Origin of the sequence: Bacillus hominis, assembly GCF_030348325.1 — a bacterium.
Classification (GTDB): domain Bacteria; phylum Bacillota; class Bacilli; order Bacillales; family Bacillaceae_G; genus Bacillus_A; species Bacillus_A hominis.
This window is the reverse complement of record NZ_JAUCFS010000005.1, coordinates 2,055,574-2,075,513: the sequence shown is the minus strand read 5'-3', so window position 1 is coordinate 2,075,513 and position 19,940 is coordinate 2,055,574. Positions and strand designations below refer to the sequence as shown.

General features: G+C 35.1%; 17 protein-coding genes. 1 reads left to right on the top strand and 16 read right to left on the bottom strand.

The annotated features are described in order from the left end of the window. Positions 1 to 309: 309 nt before the first annotated feature. Positions 310 to 843: a chromosome-anchoring protein RacA gene (racA, locus tag QUF93_RS13085; RefSeq protein ID WP_289359053.1), complete on the top strand. Its 534-nt coding sequence runs from the start codon at positions 310 to 312 to the stop codon at positions 841 to 843. A gap of 101 nt (positions 844 to 944) precedes the next feature. Here the strand turns inward: racA and QUF93_RS13080 are convergent, their stop codons facing one another. From QUF93_RS13080 to QUF93_RS13005, 16 genes are all read right to left on the bottom strand, one after another. Continuing rightward, positions 945 to 1,541, bottom strand: coding sequence for a hypothetical protein (locus QUF93_RS13080; RefSeq protein ID WP_002085820.1), 597 nt, complete (start codon positions 1,539 to 1,541; stop codon positions 945 to 947). Between the two features lie 316 nt (positions 1,542 to 1,857). Further along, positions 1,858 to 3,708, bottom strand: coding sequence for a hypothetical protein (locus tag QUF93_RS13075; protein WP_289359052.1), 1,851 nt, complete (start codon positions 3,706 to 3,708; stop codon positions 1,858 to 1,860). Next, entirely contained in the window at positions 3,698 to 5,515 is a 1,818-nt protein-coding gene (locus QUF93_RS13070) for a DUF8727 domain-containing protein (protein ID WP_289359051.1), read from the bottom strand. The genes QUF93_RS13075 and QUF93_RS13070 overlap by 11 nt, the downstream gene beginning before the upstream one ends. Before the next feature lie 107 nt (positions 5,516 to 5,622). Then, entirely contained in the window at positions 5,623 to 5,883 is a 261-nt protein-coding gene (locus tag QUF93_RS13065; RefSeq protein WP_002119050.1) for a hypothetical protein, read from the bottom strand. Between the two features lie 76 nt (positions 5,884 to 5,959). Then, positions 5,960 to 7,387 carry a basic amino acid/polyamine antiporter gene (locus QUF93_RS13060; RefSeq protein ID WP_289359050.1) on the bottom strand — a complete coding sequence of 476 codons (1,428 nt, stop codon included), beginning with the start codon at positions 7,385 to 7,387 and terminating at the stop codon, positions 5,960 to 5,962. Between the two features lie 211 nt (positions 7,388 to 7,598). After that, complete coding sequence (locus tag QUF93_RS13055; protein WP_289359049.1) at positions 7,599 to 9,110, bottom strand: ABC transporter permease/substrate-binding protein; 1,512 nt, start codon at positions 9,108 to 9,110, stop codon at positions 7,599 to 7,601. A 3-nt stretch (positions 9,111 to 9,113) separates the two neighbouring features. Beyond that, positions 9,114 to 10,061: an ABC transporter ATP-binding protein gene (locus QUF93_RS13050; RefSeq protein ID WP_289359048.1), complete on the bottom strand. Its 948-nt coding sequence runs from the start codon at positions 10,059 to 10,061 to the stop codon at positions 9,114 to 9,116. A 102-nt stretch (positions 10,062 to 10,163) separates the two neighbouring features. Further along, the gene (locus QUF93_RS13045; protein ID WP_289359047.1) at positions 10,164 to 10,721 is read right to left on the bottom strand and encodes a YdcF family protein; all 558 of its coding nucleotides are present in this window, start codon (positions 10,719 to 10,721) and stop codon (positions 10,164 to 10,166) included. Between the two features lie 79 nt (positions 10,722 to 10,800). Next, positions 10,801 to 11,337 carry an NADPH-dependent FMN reductase gene (locus QUF93_RS13040; protein WP_000780366.1) on the bottom strand — a complete coding sequence of 179 codons (537 nt, stop codon included), beginning with the start codon at positions 11,335 to 11,337 and terminating at the stop codon, positions 10,801 to 10,803. A 145-nt stretch (positions 11,338 to 11,482) separates the two neighbouring features. Beyond that, on the bottom strand, positions 11,483 to 12,379 hold the full coding sequence (gnd, locus tag QUF93_RS13035; protein WP_002119040.1) for a phosphogluconate dehydrogenase (NAD(+)-dependent, decarboxylating): 897 nt from the start codon (positions 12,377 to 12,379) through the stop codon (positions 11,483 to 11,485). 18 nt (positions 12,380 to 12,397) lie between these two features. Then, positions 12,398 to 13,747 carry a GntP family permease gene (locus QUF93_RS13030; protein ID WP_133059332.1) on the bottom strand — a complete coding sequence of 450 codons (1,350 nt, stop codon included), beginning with the start codon at positions 13,745 to 13,747 and terminating at the stop codon, positions 12,398 to 12,400. Between the two features lie 14 nt (positions 13,748 to 13,761). Then, complete coding sequence (gntK, locus tag QUF93_RS13025) at positions 13,762 to 15,300, bottom strand: gluconokinase (protein ID WP_289359046.1); 1,539 nt, start codon at positions 15,298 to 15,300, stop codon at positions 13,762 to 13,764. A gap of 339 nt (positions 15,301 to 15,639) precedes the next feature. Then, complete coding sequence (adhP, locus tag QUF93_RS13020; RefSeq protein WP_000649108.1) at positions 15,640 to 16,677, bottom strand: alcohol dehydrogenase AdhP; 1,038 nt, start codon at positions 16,675 to 16,677, stop codon at positions 15,640 to 15,642. 334 nt (positions 16,678 to 17,011) lie between these two features. Further along, on the bottom strand, positions 17,012 to 17,866 hold the full coding sequence (locus tag QUF93_RS13015; protein WP_289359045.1) for a MurR/RpiR family transcriptional regulator: 855 nt from the start codon (positions 17,864 to 17,866) through the stop codon (positions 17,012 to 17,014). Positions 17,867 to 18,056: 190 nt separating this feature from the next. Further along, complete coding sequence (locus tag QUF93_RS13010) at positions 18,057 to 18,692, bottom strand: response regulator (protein WP_289359044.1); 636 nt, start codon at positions 18,690 to 18,692, stop codon at positions 18,057 to 18,059. Between the two features lie 14 nt (positions 18,693 to 18,706). Further along, entirely contained in the window at positions 18,707 to 19,825 is a 1,119-nt protein-coding gene (locus QUF93_RS13005) for a GAF domain-containing sensor histidine kinase (RefSeq protein ID WP_289359043.1), read from the bottom strand. Positions 19,826 to 19,940: the final 115 nt, after the last annotated feature.

The window sequence follows — 19,940 nt, the reverse complement described above, 5'->3', positions numbered from 1 at the left end:
TTCAAGTGAAGTAAGCATTCTTATACTCTAATAAAATTCTACATTAGTAACCACCTTTTTATATATTATATGCATACATAAAAAAGATATTTATAATTATGATAATCTAATTAGCTTATTATCGTCAAACTATAATAAGCCCAATTTTCCGATAATTGAAAATGATTTATATAAATCATATGTACTAAACAGCTAAACTTCGTGAAAAAACACTTTCTTTGCCGATTCCACACTTCTTTTGTCACACCTGAAGGGAACTTGCTACATAACTAGAAATCATTCAACAGGATATATATAGGAGGGATTATTTTGGAATATAAAACACCATTTATCGCAAAGAAATTAGGTGTTAGCCCAAAGGCTGTTGTCCGGATTGCACAACAATTAAATCTTACGATAAAAAAAAATAAATATGGTCATTTTATTTTCACACAAGGTGATTTAGATCAAATGTTAGAATACCATCGTTCTCAAATGGACCAGTCTCAAACTACTCAAAATACATCATCAAATGATGTAGAAAAATTAAAAACTCAAGTAAACACAATTGTTCAAAACACATCATCGAATGATTTTGAACAATTAACAGCTCAATTAACCACAATTACAAGAAGACTAGATCGAATGGAAGAACAAATGCAAGATAAAGCAAATGATGTCGTTACATACCAACTTTTACAACATCGCCGCGAAATGGAGGAAATGTTAGAGCGAATTCAAAAACTAGAATCTGCCCTAAAAAAAGAAGAACCAATATACATTACTCCTGATTCAAAACCAACATATGAAAGAGAAAAGAAACCGAAGCGCCGCAAAATGATTTTTAGTATATTTGGACTATAATCTTTTAGACCCTTATTACAAAAATAAGGGTCTACTTTTTCGTATGAAGAAAGATGACCGTAATATGCCCCCTTCTTCATACTATACATATTCATATACTTTCATTTTGTTAACATAATATTTTTACTGTATTCTGCAATAAGTGCCTGTGCATGAGCATTCCCTTGAATAATATCACGGAATTCTTTCAAAGAATACAAATGTGTAGCCCCTTTTCTTGCATGAATTCGTACTGGTACACCTTGTAAAGTATCATGAAACTGGAATGGACTATCTATCGGTTCAATTGGAAAACCGAGTGTAAGTAAATACATATACATTCTTTTTGTAACTGCTGCAATATACCATTCGGCTTTCGTCTCTAACGCATGCATAAATAAAATAGCTGCCAGCCTTTTGAAATGTCCTCTCCCCCGAGACGTTTTCGCAATACTTAACTTTCCTATTTCATACACATTTTTCAAATCTTTCACTAAATCATTTTTAGAAAACGGATAGAAAAACTCAGAATTTGATTGTTCAGGTACCGTAAACTTAATACATTCTACTGTACCAATATGATGTTCATCTTCTATTAATAAAAATCGTGATGGATTTAAATTACGTTCTACAAACATTAAGTTTCTTTCTTCACAAAAATCTCCCCACAGTTGCTCGAACCAAAAATGTTCTTCCTTTGTTTGAACACGCTGGAACATATTTAACCGCCTTTCCCATCGCCGCTCTGTTTTTGATAACGCTTTCACTTACTATCATATAAGAACAAATCTTCGTATGCAACTAAAAATATTTATGTCTTATTATATTTTGCAAATTGAATTAAATTCCTATTTCACACTCATTTCCCCCGCATGTACCATTTATTACTTTCTTATACAATCATACATACAAAGAAAGTTAATTCCTCTAATGAAAGATGTTTATCATTTCAAGTTCAACCTATGTTATGCTTCTTTCCTTATGGCATATAATTCTTCTTAACCTAAAGAAATCCTTCATTAAAAAGGATTTCTTTTACATTTTATTACTTTTTAACCATTTCTCAAAAATTTGAATCATCCCATGCTTCCCAGCCAACTTCTCTTCTCCTTGTTTCGTTTTATATGGATATAGTTGTAAAAACACTCCACAACCAGATTCAATTTTTTTACTATGCATATGGCTACCTGGATATACACAAATCACTTCATAAATCGCTCTTCGCTTAAAATTTTTTTTGCCATTCTGTTCTTCTACGTACTTAATAGACCAGTATTTATACATTTGCTCAGTTGCTTTCGTATTACCGACAGGCTGAAAAATATTGTACATAGGGCTGTATTTCACTTCGATAATAATAGAAGATTTATATACATACTTCTCTTCTTCCTTTACATAACAATCTAAACGAATATCCGGCTTCTTTGTGTCCTCTCCGTTATAAAAATTACTTCCTTTGCTTAGTGCAATAAGGGGGTGCGTTTCAATTAAATCATTAAACGCGACGTGTACTTTTATATCATTTCGATGCAAAATCACTGTCGTTCCATCTTGTAATCCGTCTAAATAAAAATGTTCTTGTATTTGTTCACGGATAGGATTCCTATCTTCAAATCCGATTTGTTCTAATATAGAAATAACGATAAAAAAAGCGTAATACTCATACACTAAAAACGTTGGTTTATATACGAATAATAAAGATGGAGATTGCTCCGTATGTTGCGGTAACAATTCTAAATGGTGGATTAATTGTTGATGTGGTATAGATAAAGTGTTCGAATTAATGGTAGCTGTTTCAGAAACTTCCCTCCAAAATGGAGAATACAATAAATTCCGAAAGTATTGCACGCTTTCATATACGATATGAGCTAATATTTTATATTCTTGTATTTTCACAGAACTTTTCCGTAAATCTGCTTCTTTCAGTAAATGTAGATTTCTATACTTTTGTTTTTCCCTATCCGTCACGGATCCATTTCGTTCAATCGTTTTCATAATTGTTTTAACAGCTTGAAATTCGTCTGACTTTTTCTTCTTTTCTCCTTCTAGTATTTCAATAGTTTTACGTACAAAACTTTCTGCTTCAAGTAAATAATAATAGAATTGCATTGTTTTAAATTTAAGAAATGCATTTTCAACACTATTTTTTTGCTCCTTAAATTTACGGTTGTAATATTTTGCATAAAGCTTTCTTTCTGTCATAATGGCAGTTTTTCTCGTCGTCTTCCGCTCTTTCGTTTCCCAATCATATTCGTGTACAAATTCGGCATTCGATTCTACTTTCTTAAAAATTTGTTTTATTCTTTTCATTTTTTGTGGCAACTTTCTTAACAATACCAAATAAGAAGAATCTTCAATATCGTTAAGTGCTGAGAAAGTTTTCTTGTAATAACCTCTATCTAAAATTAACTCGTTTAAAATTGACTTTACATAATCTTGAATCATTTCAAATTGATCATCAAAGAAGTTTTTAGGAACAACTTGAAACGCACCATAATAAGTTTTGTCTTCTATACGCACTTCAAAATGATATAAGCCACAGCGCCACGGATAAAAAAATTCAGTTTTTCCATGTTCATACACTAATACTCTTTGTTTTTTTTCATTTAATTCATATTGTGACTCTTTTATATTCTTTTGTCCCTCATATACTTTATTCCATATGAATGTAATATCCATTGGATTTTGATAATGGAAATGCAACTTCAGTGGTTTTAATTCCTGTACTTTATAAATACATTGAACTAATGCTGTAGTAGACGTACAAAGCCGGTTTAAAAGGATAAAATCGCCTTTCCCCTCAGTACCAATGATTAGCTTCAATACAAACGGGAGCGTTTCTTTCGTATCGACGATTGCTGTTTCATAACGCTCCTCATTTTGCATAGCCATACAGCTCCAGTTCTCTACGCTTTTGTCTTATATAAGCTAAAGAATGTTCAAATGTAGATACACGATTTGCAAGCGGAGACTGTAAAAGTGGTATCAATGTTGCTCCCCTTTTTGCTTCTTCAGAAAGTAGAGAGCCCACTGTCATTTCTGTCCCCCTTAATTTCGTTAATACACGTTGTTTTATTTGCAAATCAAAACCTTCTTCCCTGCTAATCATATAGGATTGATTATTTTGGAACGGTATATTTTGCAAATACGTAGCGATTGCGCTTGCACATCGGAAAGAAATTCCTTTTGATATATCGTGTGATGATAATACATCATGTAACTTATCCAATAGCTCTAATTCCTCTTCAGTAAATACTTCGATCATCTCTTTATTCCTAAACCAATTGAGTCGAAATTCTCCCGTTGTTACTTTCAGTGGGGGTTGCTGAACAACTTTCTCTTGTTCTATACTCATCTCGCAAAACGGAATTTTTTGTAATGTAATCAAATTTGTTCGATCTAATAATCGGTCGGAAAGCTCTTTCGTCGTTTCATCAAAATTTACAGTGCCTACGAAAATAACATTCTCACCAATTTCCACTGAAGGTGGAATTGGATTTTCTATTTCTTGTACTTTCTCATACAAACTCAAAATACGATTTTTCTTTTCAAGTTGAAGAACGGATAGAAATGGAGTAAACCAATGCTCAATATGTGACATGTTCATTTCATCGAACACAATTATATACAATTGATTTGGGTTTTCTTTTGCCCTTAACAATGTCCGAACTAACTTCGTTTCGCTTTCAATAAAATTACCATTCGGATGAAGGTAACCGAGAATATCATGTGGTTCTTGATACGATGGTGAAATCGGAATCCAAATTAATTCTTCACCATAACGTAATCCAAGTGCTTCTGCATAAGCTTGCACAAAGCGTGATTTCCCAACACCTGGTATACCACCAACAATTGTTAACATATTGGTTTTAACACTAATGTGAAAATTATATATATCTGTATCATCCAAATATAGCCCTTTATTACGAACAATACTTTGTACATACTGCAAAAAAGAGGATTCACGCTCATCCCATTCCCAGTCCTCCTTTTGCATTTTAATATCTTCTACTTCAACTAACTTACCTTCTTCAACAATTCGTTTATTTAGTTGGTCATACATATTTTCACTTACAAAATATAAATGATCATCTACTGCTATTTCTACATGTTTCATCCAATCATTTATTTCAATATATTTGCATTCTTTTCTTTGCTCAAAATATGAAATTGAACTTATTGATGATTTTAACGATAAATTTCCATATAGCCTGCCTTCATGCCACAATAATTCTGGGGGCTCAAAGTCTTTTGGTAATTTAGGCATAAGAAATGATAAGTAACCGTTGCTTAACTTCCGTTCCAAAGACGCTCTCTTTTTATAATTTGAGACCTTTGGTGAAGGAATCAATTTATATGAAGATGCTATTTCCCGAGGCTCTTCTGTACATATTAATTCCAGAAATAAATTTCCACGATCATAATAAAGACGAAACATAACCAGTTGCTTTTCTAATTTACGCTTCTTTAAATCAGTAAAGATTTTTTCATTCTTTTTATTACTGCATAATCCTTCAAACAAATATTTTCCAGTCGGAAATAACTCTTGTAAAGTTAAAGGTATTGGAGAAAGACATTGTACAAAGAAATTTTCCCCATTCTTCTCTCCCTCAGCTTTTACAAACTTCCCAATAAACCTCATATAATACATTCGCTTTATAAAACTTGGATGAAGAGCTTTATGTAACTTCAACGTAGTCACCTTCTTTTTTTCATACTATTCTTAGTGTATGAACTACAATCTAAAACTAGAAATAAAAAACCTGACGTCATCCGTCAGGTTCAAAATTAAAACGTATATTAATGAGAAGGAAATGCTTTTTTTTCTTGTAAAATGGCATTATGAGCGATTTTCATTTTAGCAAGTACGTACCGTAATCGATCTTCGGCATTTTCATCTTTATTTTGTTGCAAATTCGCCAAATTCTCTACAGAACTCGCTAAATTTTCAATCACGCCTCGAAGTTCAGGATGATGATTAAAAAAAGATTCTTGTACTAATACTTTCCTTAAATCACTAGCTAAATCCATAATTCTAGACAACTGTTCTTTTTCTTCCATTTTCATCCCTCCTGAATATCTTATGTATTAAATATTCTCTAGACAAGGAAAAAAGCCCTTTAAATTAAAAGGACTTTTACATTTTTATATTTCCTGTCAGTAACATATAAAGTGATGTGATAGCTGCAATAACAATTGCCCACATCACATATCTCTCTATACCTACAAAACAACGATTCCCTTTTTCTTTTCTTGCAAAAACGTACACGATAATCCCGATTCCATATACAATCGAAACAAGTAATAAATTCTTTAAACCCGCTGCATAAATTAACCATACAGAGTATACAGAAGCAATTAATGCTAACAATCCATTTTTTACTCTCGCAACTTTCAGCTCTTTCGTGATGACTAATTTCAATTGAAATAGCGCTGATAATAAATACGGTAATAAAATTGATGTTGACGCAATAAAATACATAATTTGATATGTCGATTCTGAAAACAGAACAATTATAAATATAATTTGGGCAACGATATTTGAAATCCATAGTGCCATATGCGGCGTTTGCTTCTTATTTGTTTTCGTAAAGACTTTCGGAAATACTCCATCTTTTCCTGCTACGTGAGAGATTTCAGAAACAAGTAAAAACCAGCCAATTAACGTACCTACTAGTGAAGCAACTAAACCGATGTTAATCGCAACTGCCCCCCATGGTCCAACAACATGTTCTAATACATGTCCCATTGAAGGAGTTTCTAAAACCGAAAGTTCATTTCTCGTCATAGCTCCCATTGACAGAACAGAAATTAAAATATAAATAGACATAACTAAAATTAACCCAAGTACTGTCGCTTTTCCAACATCTCTGCTATTTTTAGCTCTTCCTGATAATACAACTGCTCCTTCAACCCCAATGAACACCCAAAGAGTTACAAGCATTGTATTTTTCACTTGACCTAGTACAGAGGAAACTGAGATTGTTCCTTCGCCCCAAAAGTCATGTGTAAATGTATCCCAGCGAAACGCCGTTACCATCACAACAATAAATAATAAGATCGGAACTAATTTCCCAATTGTTGCGATAACATTCATAATGGAAGCTTCACGAATTCCAAATAAAATAAGAAAATGAAGTGTCCATAATAAAAGAGAGGCACCAACGATAGACGCAATATTATTTCCTCCTTTAAAAATTGGGAAGAAATAACCTAATGTGCTAAACAACAACATAATTGTTGCGACATTTCCTAAAATTCCTGCCAGCCAGTACCCCCACGCACTGTTAAAACCAATATATTCACCGAAACCAGCTCGTGCATAACTATAAATTCCGCCCTCAAGCTCCGGTTTTTGTCTTGCTAACGTTTGATATACGAGCGCAAGCGGAATCATTCCCATCGCTGTAATACACCAACCAATTATTGTTGCACCACTATTTGCTCCTACTGCTAAATCATGCGGTAAACTAAAAACACCGCCACCAACCATCGTTCCAACTACTAATGCGATTAACGGAAAAAAGCCTAACTTCTTTTCTATTTGTACCACCCCATCTGTCATTCTAGGTGTTATGTTCGTTCAACTATTAAAGTCACCTTTTCTCTAATAGATGTTTCTCTTATATTTTTTCAGGAAAACATTACTTATTCTAAAAGAAAATGAAGAAAAATGGAATACTTTTTTGAAAAAATGTATAAGTATGCACAAAAAACCGTTCATTTTGTAATGAACGGTCATTTCAAACATATAAAATTGTATATTTATTGTAAAATCAACGAAGTAAATTCTCTTTTTGTAAAAATTGTTTTGCTACTTCTTCACTACTTTTCCCATTCACATTTACTTCGTAATTCATTTTTCGCATTTCTTCATCTGTAATCTTTCCAGATAATTTATTCAATGTTTTTTCAAGCTCAGGATATTTCTGTAACGTCTCTTTTCTTAATAGTGGCGCTCCTTGATAAGGAGGGAATAGTCCTTTATCATCTTTTAGCACTTTAAGTCCATATTGCTCAAGTTCACTATCTGTTGAATATGCATCGATTACGTTAACATCCCCCGATTGAATTGCGCTATAGCGTAGTTTCGGTTCCATCGTTTTAACATTTAAAAACTTATAGTTATATAATTTTTGCATACCTTTATAACCATCTTCACGATCAGCAAATTCTAATGTAAATCCTACCTTAGCTTCCTGTGCAATATTTCCTAAATCAGAAATTGTATTTATGTTATTTTGATCTGCTATTTTTTTCGGCATAGCTAGTGCGTATGTATTGTTATACTCCATTGGCTTTAACATAATCATATTATATTTCTTTTCCATTCCAACGCGAGCTTGTTCATATACTTCATCACGATTTGTACTTTTCGGTTCTTCTTTCACGAAAGTAGATAAAGCTGTTCCTGAAAATTCTGGGTATATATCTACTTCACCTGATTTTAACGCTTCAAATACAAATGCTGTTTTCCCAAGGCCTGGTTTTAATTCTACTTGTAAATCTGTATCCTGTTCAATAAGTTTCTTGTACATTTGAATTAAAATTTCTGGTTCAGATCCAAGTTTTCCAGCAATAACTATGTCTTTCTTTTGTGTATTCCAAAGAAATGGCGAAGCGATCATTACGACAACTATACATATCGTTAATATAACGCGCTTATATGAGCGTTTGGGCCTCTCAAGCATGCGAAGTACTATATCAAAGAATAAAGCGAGTAACGCAGCTGGTACGGCCCCTAAAATGATAAGCGCATGATCATTTCTATCGATACCAAGTAGTATGAGCTTACCGAGTCCACCAGCGCCTATTAAAGCAGCTAATGTAGCCGTTCCAACAATTAATACCATCGCTGTACGAATACCAGCCATAATAATTGGCAATGCGAGAGGAAGCTCTACCTTCCATAATCTTCTCCAGCTATTCATTCCCATAGCTCTCGCCGCTTCTATAAGTGATTCATCTAATTCCCGTATTCCTGTATACGTATTTCGTAAAATAGGTAATAGTGCATACACAACTAATGCGATAATGGCTGGAAGTTTTCCGATTCCTACTAATGGAATTAAAAGTCCAAGTAATGCAAGTGATGGCACAGTCTGCATAACAGCAGAAGTCCCTATTATAAATTCAGCCATTCGTTCTTTTCTCGTTAATAGAATGCCAAGAGGCACCGCAATAATTACTGCAAAAAATAATGAAATAAGCGATATTTGTAAATGCTCACTTAATGCACTTAGCAATTCTACTTTTCGTTCTTGAAACGTTTGAATAAAATCAGTCACTGTTTAGCCTCTCTCCTTCATTTGTTCAACAATGTAATTGACAATATGACGACTTGTTAACGCTCCAACATATTGACCATTTTCTTCAACCGGCACTGACTCTTCATTTTGTAAACGGACTAGTGCTTCTTGTAAAGTCGAATGTAAAGATAAAGCATTCCCTTCTACTCGTATACCATTGTCTAGCAGCAATACCTCCTCTATACTCTTCCCCTCATACCAAGGTCGTCCACGATTTCCAATGAACTCCTCTACAAACTCATTTTTCGGATTATGTATAATGCCTTCTGGTGTATCTAATTGAACAACTTTCCCTTCTTTCATTACACAAATGCGATCACCAAGTGATAAAGCCTCTTGCATATCATGCGTTACAAATACTATCGTTTTTTGAATCTTTTTTTGCAATTGCACTATATCCTGCTGGAGTTGTTCCCTGCTTAATGGATCTAACGCACTAAATGGTTCATCCATAAGAACGATTTTCGGATTTGCAGCTAATGCCCTAACGACACCGACGCGCTGCTTCTGTCCTCCCGACAATTCATCTGGCATACGATCACGATATACATCTGGTTCTAATCCAACCATATGTAACAGTTCATCAACACGCGTTTTTATTTTCTCCTTACTCCACTTTCTCATTTCAGGGACAACTGCAATATTTTCAGCAATTGTCATATGTGGAAACAAAGCAATCTGCTGCAACACGTACCCTATATTCCAACGCAGTTCGTTTATGTTATATTCTTGAATATCTTTTCCATCAATTAAAATTGATCCTTCCGTCGTTTCAATTAAACGATTAATCATCTTCATTGTCGTTGTTTTCCCGCAACCACTCGGACCAATGAGAACAAAAAATTCTCCTTTTTTAATTTCTAAATGCAATGAATCCACTGCTTTTGTGCCATCTTCATACGCTTTTGACACATGATTAAATTGAATCACAGACACAACTCCTTTCATGTTGTTTCCTTTATTTTGATGGAATATAGAATTCATTTCAAATGATACGCTTTATTATACAAAAAAAGAGCTCTCATTTGAGCTCTAACGGTCGAACAATATTGTTTTCATAATAGCAGCATATTCACGCACATACGCTTTTTTCTTAGAACGACTCGGTGTTTCAGCAGCCAAAGCTTCCATCTTTATCCCTAAACGCTTTGCAATTATTTTCGTTCGATATAAATGATATGTATTACTTACAACTACCGCATGCTTTACATCATATAAATCCATACTAAACTTTAAATTTTCATACGTATTTGTAGAGCGGTCTTCAATTAAAATACGACTCTCATCTATACCGTGTACCATTAAATAGTTTCTCATACTATGAGCTTCCGGTATATCTTCATCTTCCCCTTGACCACCTGAAACAATTACTTTCACCTCAGGGTGAGCGTGTAAATATTCCAACGCTACATCCAAACGATTTTGAAGAGATAAAGACGGTCTCTCTCCAAATAACTTTGCACCTAATATAAGAACGTATGGAGAGTGATTACTCAATTTTTCACGAGCAACTTTATTCATTCGAAACGTCATATAAATGATGTATAGCGGAGGTAGTAATAAGATTATAAGTAATATCCATTTGTTCATAAATAAGTTAACACTCCCTTTCTTTTTATTATATAGAAAAAGAAAAGGAGGCAGAAGTATTTTTTAAACGATGGATTTATCACTCAACTCCTAATTGTTTTTTCACCTCTTTATATACACTCATATATGCTTTTAATTCTTTAACTAAATCATGAATTAATGGTTTTGCATCTTCTCCCAGTTCACCATCTTGCACATGTAATCCATCAAGTACTACTTGTTTTGGGATTGCATTTGCATAAACACCTCTAGCGACAATGCGCATACTATTTAATGCGTTTATTCCCCCTTTACCTCCTCCAGCAACTGCTAGCAATGCGACAGGTTTATGGATGAATTCACTGCTACTTAAGTAATCTAACGAATTTTTCAGCGCTCCGCTCATCGCATTATGATATTCTGGTGTACATAGTACTACTCCATCCGCAGCTTTCACTAAAGCCTTTAATTTTTTTACTGCCTCTAATTCACGTTGTGATTCTTCTCCATTATATAAAGGCAATTCCGCTACTGCTAAATCGTATAACTCCCCTTCAAATTGCTCTGCAATATATTTTGCCACAACGCGAGTTCTTCCAAATTTTCTTGGTGTACCATTAATTACGACTAGTTTCATAATCATTTCTCCCCTTTGTTTTCAAATTCTACCTTTATATTATCAGAAATTTCTAGACAGAATACAGTAAAAAGAAGTAAAAACTTTCATAAAATAGTATGAGAAATAAAAAAAGAACTCATACTTTCGTATGAGTTTCACAAAACTAATTTTTCACAACCTCATGTCCACCGAATTGATTACGAAGAGCTGAGACAACTTTCCCATGGAATGTATCATCTTCTTGAGAGCGGTAACGCATAAATAATGACATTGCGATAACTGGTGCCGCTGCTTGTAGTTCAAGCGCAGTTTCCACAGTCCATTTGCCTTCTCCTGAAGAGTTCATTACACCTTTAATGCCATCAAGTTTCGGATCATCTGCAAATGCCTTTTCAGTTAAGTCCATTAACCAACCACGAATAACTGATCCATTTGCCCATACTTTTGCAACATCTTCATAATTGAAATCAAAATCACTTTTATCTAACACTTCAAATCCTTCAGCGATTGCTTGCATCATTCCATATTCAATACCGTTATGAACCATTTTTAAGAAATGACCACTTCCAACGCGGCCTGCATAAGAATAACCATTTTCTACTGCTAAGTCTTTAAATAACGGTTCTAATTGATCATAGATTTCTTTTTCTCCACCAACCATTAAGCACGCACCGTATCTAGCTCCTTCTACACCACCTGATGTACCGATATCTACGTAATGTAAGCCAAAGCTTTTCGCTTCTTCAGCACGGCGCAACGTATCCTTATAGAATGAATTTCCACCTTCAATAACGATATCGCCTTCCTCTAATAATGGATATACATCTTTTAATACTGACTCAACAACTTCTCCTGCAGGTACCATTACCCAAATTGTACGAGGTGCTTCTAGTTCAGCGATCATTTCTTTTAATGTATGACGTGCAGTAATCCCTAGTTTTCCTGCCTTTTCAACAAGCTCATTATTTACATCGTATACAACTACTTCATGCTTGTCTTCATGTAAGTGTTCAGCTAACGGGAATCCCATTTTTCCTAATCCAATTAAACCTAGTTTCATATTAATCAATCTCCCATTCTATACAAATATATTTAATAACGAAATTAGTCCAAGTGCTACAACCGATAGTATCGTCTCCATTGCAGTCCATGTTAATAATGTTTCTTTCACAGTCATTCCGAAATACTCTTTAATCATCCAAAATCCTGAATCATTCACGTGTGATAATATTAATGAACCTGCGCCTGTTGCAAGTGCCAGTAACTCTACATTTACTCCTGGTGTACTTGCCGCAATCGGTGCTACTATTCCTGCTGCTGTCATCATGGAGACAGTAGCAGATCCAGTTGCGACTCGGATAAGTGCAGCAATTCCCCACCCTAATAATATTGGTGAAATATGTGATTCTTTCGCCATCTCCGCAATTGTCGTTCCAATTCCAGAATCTAATAATACTTTATTAAAGGCGCCGCCTGCACCAATAACTAACAGTATGTTTGCAATTGGACCTAAACAATCGTTTGTAAATTGTAAAACTTTATCTTTCGAAAATCCTTTTGCATAGCCAAGACTAAAGAAAGAATATATCGTTGCAATTAATAAAGCGACAATAGGATCTCCAATAAAGTGCAATACTTGTGCAAGTTGACTCGTTTTATTTAATGCTACTTCCGCTATCGATGCACCTAGCATAAGAAATACTGGAAGTAAAATAGTAAACAATGTATTTCCGAAGCTAGGAAGTTCCTTCTTCTTATCTCTTTCAATAAATTGCTCCGCTATATCTAATGGTACTTCTTTATGTATACGAGCACCGATCCATTTTCCGTAAAGCGGACCTGAAATTATTGCAGTTGGAAGTCCGACAATTAATGCATATAAAATTGTCTTCCCTACATCTGCTTTAAATATACCTACCGCTGCCATAGCTGCTGGATGCGGTGGAACAAGTCCGTGTACAACCGAAAGACCTGCTACTAGCGGAATACCGATTGTAATAAGTGATACGCCTGTTTCTAACGCAATTGTAAATACTAACGGAATTAATAGTACAAATCCAACTTGGAAAAATACCGGAATCCCTACTATAAATGCAACGAACATCATTGCCCAGTGAACACGCTTTTTCCCAAAACGTCCAATTAATGTGTTAGCAATTCGTTCAGCACCGCCAGACTCAGCCATCATTTTTCCAAGCATTGTTCCTAAAGCTAAAACAATCGCCAAAAACCCTAACGTATTACCAAGACCTAATTTAATAGAATCGATAATCCCCGGATGTTGTGGTGAAGTTCCAATTAAGGGCATCCCCATTGCTAGCCCAACTCCGATTGCTGTTAAAATTAACGCGACAAATGGATGCCATTTTACTACCGTAATTAGTAAAAGTAATATGACAACAGCCGCTAGTACGATTCCAACTACCATTTCTCCCAATCCCCCTATTGTTTACGTTGGAAAGCAGCTATACAATCAAACTCTTCTTTCAATCGATTGTAAAGTCGTTCATACATATAAAACATTTCTAAATAAATAGCCGTATTTTCTTTATTCGGTACATGGTGATGGACAATATCAATCCAATCCTTCACCTCTTCAAGAGAATCAATTTTCCCAATTGCATACAAAGCAAGTGCCGCTGCCCCAAGCGCAGATGCTTCATGACTTTCTGGAACAAGTAATTCTTTCCCCATCATGTCAGATAACATTTGCCTCCAAAATGCAGACTTTGCAAAGCCTCCTGAAACACGTATTTCAGAAAGTGGCCCCGTACAATCACGAATGGCAAGTGCAACTGAATACACACTCATACAAACTCCTTCCATGACAGCCCGTATGAAATGTTCACGTTTATGCTGAAGGTTAATTCCAAAGAATGTACCACGAGCATTTGCATTCCAGTAGGGTGCACGTTCTCCAGATAAAAACGGTAAAAATAGCAATCCCTCTGCTCCAGCCGGTACACTTTCTGCATACTTAATTAATAAATCATAAGGATCAATCCCAAGCTTCCTTGCAACTTCTTGCTCCGGACTACCAAATTCATCACGTAACCATCTCAGTAATATTCCGCCGTTATTCGTTGGTCCGCCGATCACCCAGTGCTCATCTGTTAATGCATAGCAAAACGTTCTGCCTTTTTCATCTGTATTAACACTTGATGAAATTGTTCGAACTGCACCACTTGTTCCAATTGTAATTGCAGCTGATCCAGGCGATATTGCACCAACACCTACATTTGCAAGAACTCCATCACTTGCACCAATAACAACTGGAGTATCCTCACTAATCCCCATCTTTTGTGCCAATTCCGGCTTCATTCCCGATAAAATATATGTAGTTGGTACAGGTGCTGATAATTGTTCTGGTGACATTTGTAACATCATTAAAACATCTTCATCCCAGTTTAATGTTTCTAAATTAAATAACCCAGTAGCAGAAGCAATCGAATAATCAACTACGTAACGTGAGAATAGTTGGTAAATAACATACTCTTTAATAGAGATAAATTTATAAGCACTCTTATATAACTCTGGTTCCTCTTCTTTCATCCATAATAATTTAGAAAGTGGTGACATAGGATGAATCGGTGTACCAGTTCTTCTATAAATGTCATGACCATTCATTTGTTGTAATAATTTTTCTGATTGCTTTGTGCTTCGATTATCTGCCCATATGATAGAGCGCGTTAACGGCGCACCGTTTTTATCTACTGCAATTAATGCATGCATTGCTGTACTAATACCAATTGAAGAAATTTCCTCTGGTAACACATTACCCTTTTCGATGGCAACGCTTACAGTTTTATATACAGCGGCACATATTACATCAGGATCTTGCTCCGCCCATCCGACGTTCGGCTGAATAATAGGATAATCAATTGCATGTGAAGCAACGACTTTTCCTTTTTCTGTGAACACAACCGTTTTCGTACTTGTGGTACCGATATCAATCCCGATTACTCTCCCCCTTGTTTCCATACGAATCTTCCCTTCGTTTCTAGCAAAATATAATCTAGTAAACCGTTTACATGAATTAGTATATAAAATATTTTTTCTTAAATCAAGTTTTAAAAAGAAAATTTTTTTCACAGATAAATATAAGTCCTTTCTTTCCACTTGCATACAATCATAATTTCTCTCATTAACATGACAGATTATGGGATATGAAACGAAAATTGAAGAACTATATTCACTACGACAAACGGATTAAGGAAACATGAAAAGGCATGAATCCAGTTCAATACCGGACTCATGCCTCAAAACTATCGTTCTATTATTTAAAGAGATTCGCACTAACGATGATTTAAACAAAGTGAATTATTTACAATTACAATCATGTTGTTTAAAATCGATGACCATACGTCCCTGAATTCTACCTTCTTCCATTTCTTTGAATACGTCTTGTACTTCATCTAGCGGACAAGTTTGAACAACCGGTACTACTTTTTCTTCTGCACCAAACATAAATGCTTCCTCTAAATCTTTACGAGTACCGACTAGAGAACCAACTACTTCAATTCCGTCTAATACAAGTCGTGGAATGTTTAAATCCATCGTTTCTACTGGTAAACCTACCGCAACTACTTTACCGCAAGCACGTACCGCATCAACTGCTGAGTTGAAGGCTACTTTAGAAACTGCTGTTACTACAGCAGCATAAGCGCCACCGAGTTCCTCTTGTACAATCTTATCAGCAGGCCCTTGCGTAATTGGATTGATAGTCATATCGGCACCAACCTCTTTTGCTAAGGCTAGTTTGTCATCATTAATATCTACTGCAATTACCTTTGCACCAAATACATGTTTAGCATATTGGATAGCTAGGTTACCTAATCCACCACAACCATAGATTACGATAGGTTGACCTGGTTTAATATCTGATACTTTAATAGCTTTATATGTAGTTACACCTGCACATGTAATTGATGATGCTTGAGCAGGATCTAATCCTTCTGGTACTTTAACCGCGTAATCAGCTGTTACGATACACTGTTCAGCCATACCACCATCTACTGTATAACCAGCATTTTTAACTTCACGACAGAACGTTTCTCTACCAGTTACACAATATTCACAACGTCCACAAGATTGGAACATCCATGCAATACTTACACGATCACCAATCTTAAGTGAAGTTACATCATCAGCAAGTTTTGTAACAATACCTACACCTTCATGACCAAGGATACGGCCATCCGTGTTACCAAAATCATGATTCGCAACGTGTAAGTCAGTGTGGCAAACGCCACAATATTCTACATCTACTAACGCTTCGCCTGAACGTAACGGACGTAATTCTTTTTCAACAATTTCAATGTTTGCTTTACTATTTTTATTTACGACTACTGCTTTCATATGTGATCTCCCCTTTAGTGTTTTAGAATTTCAATGAGTTTACCTCACAACTTCTGTCTTCACTGTTTTGGTCAATTATTGCACCAAATTTAAGTGTTCAATCATCATTACATGTTCATCATAACATGTAATTTTGTAAGCATATTGTAAAATATTGAACAATATTTGAATTTTTAACCAAATAGTTTTTTAAAGTATTTGAAAGGAAACCTGAAATTTTATTATATGTATATCGGTGTTTATTGGGGGGGAATTGTGCACATAGAGTAGATCTAGTGACTATATCAACAAACTATTAACGAATATAAAAAAGCTCCTCATTTGAAGAGCTTTTTTATATTCGCTTCATCGAAATCGTTTCACGAATGCTTTGTAAATTTTGTAGTGTTACCTCTTGACGCTGTAACGATAATCCCACATACAAAGTATCCAACAAACTTAGCTGTGCTAATCGTGATGAACTTGCTTCTGTACGAAATTCAGTCTCACGCGTCGAAGTATATAGCGTTATATGAGCAAGTTGGCTTAATGCCGATTTTTGATAACTCGTAATCGCAATAATTTTGGCCCCTCTTGCTTTTGCTACTTCTAATGCTTCAAGTAATCCTTTATTACTGCCCGAATGAGAAATTGCAATGACCACCGCTTCTTTTGTCAGCAAGCCAGCTCCCATAATTTGAAAATGAGAATCAGTATGAGCAATACAAGAAATACCCGTTCTCATAAACTTATGATAAGCATCCATCGCAATAATACCCGACCCACCATTTCCATAAAACTCAATTCGCTTCGCTTCATTCAGCGTACTTACTGCCTGTTCCAACGCGTTATCATTTAACAAATGCAATGTATCTTGCAGTCCTGTAATATGCGAATGAAAAACTTTTTTAGCAACAGTGACCATATTATCTTCTACCGATACTTCCTCATGAATATTTTGCATCGGGGTATGTACAATCTCACGAGCTAATGTAATTTTCAAGTCTTGAAACCCTTGAAAACCTAGTTGTTTGCATAAGCGGAATATCGTTGCTTCGGAACTATTCGTAACTTCCGCTAATTCCGTAATCGATTTATGTACAACATCTTGTGGATGTTTCAAAATATGTTCGGCAATACTTCGTAATTTCGGTGATAAACCATTTAACGAAGCCTGAATCTTTCCAATCCCACTTTTTGTACCAGGCATATCGTATCTTCCCCTTCCATAGTAGCTTTATCCCGTATTAACGGGCAGTAAGATCCCCCCACTGATTAAAGTTTCACTTTATTGTACCTAATTATTGAAAGAAGAAAAACCTTTATTCGGAATCACTATACATTTTAATGGTTCCTATGTATTCTGTCATAACATATGACACAATTATTCATACTTATTATTAGCTTCCCCTATGTTTCACTGCGTATAATGCAGCCTGTGTACGATCATCTACTTCCAATTTAGCTAAAACATTTGATACATGCGTTTTCACAGTTTGCTCTGTAATATGAAGTGCTGCTGCAATTTCCTTATTACTTCTTCCTTTCGCAATTTCACGAAGTACCTCTTGCTCCCTTTTCGTTAACATAGCAAAAGGATTCTCTTTTTCTTTTTTAACTGCTGGGCGTCCTAATAATGCAGGTGTTACTTTCGGATGGAAATTCGCATTTCCTTCATGTACTGCAATGATAGAAGCGACAAGTTGCTCAGGTTGTACTTCTTTTAATTGATAACCATCTGCTCCAGCTTCGAGTGCGGGCAAAACATAATCTTGCTCTGAAAAACTACTTAGCATAAGTACCTTTATCGTCTCATCGTATTCTTTAATGTGTTTTGTCGCCTCAATTCCATCCATCTTCGGCATAGATACATCCATTAATACGACATCCGGTTTTTCTTTTTTTACAAAACATAACGCCTCTTCACCATTTTCTGCTTCCCCGATAATTTCAAATTCATCTCTTGTTTTCAAAAAGAATACAAGTCCTCTTCGAACGATATGATGATCTTCTGCTAATAGCAATTTAATCTTCACCTAGCTTCTCCCCTTCAAACCGGTAATTGAATTTCTATTTTTGTACCTTTTTTCAGCTCTGTTGTTATTTGAAAAGATCCCTTCATTAATTCAATTCGTTCCTTCATACTTTTCAAACCAAGTGCGGACTCTCTTACTTGCTCTTGTATAAATCCTATTCCGTTATCTTCTATGTAAAAATGTAACTGGTTATTTTCTATCTTTAAATGAACATACACCTTTTCACACGAAGCATGTTTTTTACAATTATGTATTGCTTCTTGACTAATGCGCCATAATACTTCTTCTATTTCATCTCCAATTGAGACCATTCCATCAATTCGAACTTCCACATGAATCCCTAACAGCTTTCCGTAATTTTGAACTGCTTCTGCTAATCCTTTTTCTAATCCTTCCGGCCTTAATTGCCAAATTAAAAGCGTCATCTCTTGCAAGGCTTCTTGCGATAAATCTCCAATATAACTTAACATCTCTTGCAAATCTTTATCTTCCGTCATATTTAGAGTACCTTTAGCTGTTAGCATAATAGAAAATAACAATTGTTTAACGGAATCGTGTAAATCACGTGCAAGTCGATTTCTTTCAGCTACCACTACGTATTTACGTTCTTTCTCAACTAACTGAATACGTTGTATTGTCGTTCCAATTTGAAACGCAATCGATTCTAATAACGCTAACTCTTCCTCTGCAAAATGTGATTTATGAGGCGCAGCCACATTTAATAGACCAAATTTCTCCGATCCAGATCTTAACGGGATTGTCGCATGATGTGTAACATCTTCTGTTTCACCCCAATTACATTCAATCGCATCCTCTATTCGTTTACATTCAATAATATTTGTCGCTTTTTCCAATCTCCCGTTCACAAAACGCTCTACACACCAACAATCCCCCTCACACATTGGTTTCTTTTCTTGCCATGTAAGAGCTGGTGGTAGGTTTTGATCTACAAGCATTCGATGTTCTCCACTTTCATCAATAAAGAATATCCATCCTGTTTGTAAATTCATAACTTGTAATAATGTATGTAATACTTTTTCTAACATATCCTGTAAATCTGTTGCTTCATTCAATAATTCAGCAATTTCTTTTAATGCTTCTAAGCGATATACCTCTTGTTCATCAAAGTTCATTCTCATCACCAATTATCATTATAACATTAAGAAATTTCTAAATTCTACAAACAAAAAAGAACTGAACTCCTTCAGCTCTTTCTTCCATATGAATGTTTGTCCTTCCAAACTTGGT

Excerpts from the sequence above, each read along its gene's own strand:
- QUF93_RS13005 (WP_289359043.1), bottom strand. The coding sequence starts at position 19,825 with ATGAACTTTGATGAACAAGAGGTATATCGCTTAGAAGCATTAAAAGAA.
- gnd (WP_002119040.1), bottom strand. The coding sequence starts at position 12,379 with ATGAAACTAGGTTTAATTGGATTAGGAAAAATGGGATTCCCGTTAGCT.
- gntK (WP_289359046.1), bottom strand. The coding sequence starts at position 15,300 with ATGGAAACAAGGGGGAGAGTAATCGGGATTGATATCGGTACCACAAGT.
- QUF93_RS13060 (WP_289359050.1), bottom strand. The coding sequence starts at position 7,387 with ATGACAGATGGGGTGGTACAAATAGAAAAGAAGTTAGGCTTTTTTCCG.
- QUF93_RS13030 (WP_133059332.1), bottom strand. The coding sequence starts at position 13,747 with ATGGTAGTTGGAATCGTACTAGCGGCTGTTGTCATATTACTTTTACTA.
- QUF93_RS13080 (WP_002085820.1), bottom strand. The coding sequence starts at position 1,541 with ATGTTCCAGCGTGTTCAAACAAAGGAAGAACATTTTTGGTTCGAGCAA.
- adhP (WP_000649108.1), bottom strand. The coding sequence starts at position 16,677 with ATGAAAGCAGTAGTCGTAAATAAAAATAGTAAAGCAAACATTGAAATT.
- QUF93_RS13015 (WP_289359045.1), bottom strand. The coding sequence starts at position 17,866 with ATGCCTGGTACAAAAAGTGGGATTGGAAAGATTCAGGCTTCGTTAAAT.
- QUF93_RS13045 (WP_289359047.1), bottom strand. The coding sequence starts at position 10,721 with ATGAACAAATGGATATTACTTATAATCTTATTACTACCTCCGCTATAC.
- QUF93_RS13075 (WP_289359052.1), bottom strand. The coding sequence starts at position 3,708 with ATGCAAAATGAGGAGCGTTATGAAACAGCAATCGTCGATACGAAAGAA.
- QUF93_RS13065 (WP_002119050.1), bottom strand. The coding sequence starts at position 5,883 with ATGGAAGAAAAAGAACAGTTGTCTAGAATTATGGATTTAGCTAGTGAT.
- QUF93_RS13040 (WP_000780366.1), bottom strand. The coding sequence starts at position 11,337 with ATGAAACTAGTCGTAATTAATGGTACACCAAGAAAATTTGGAAGAACT.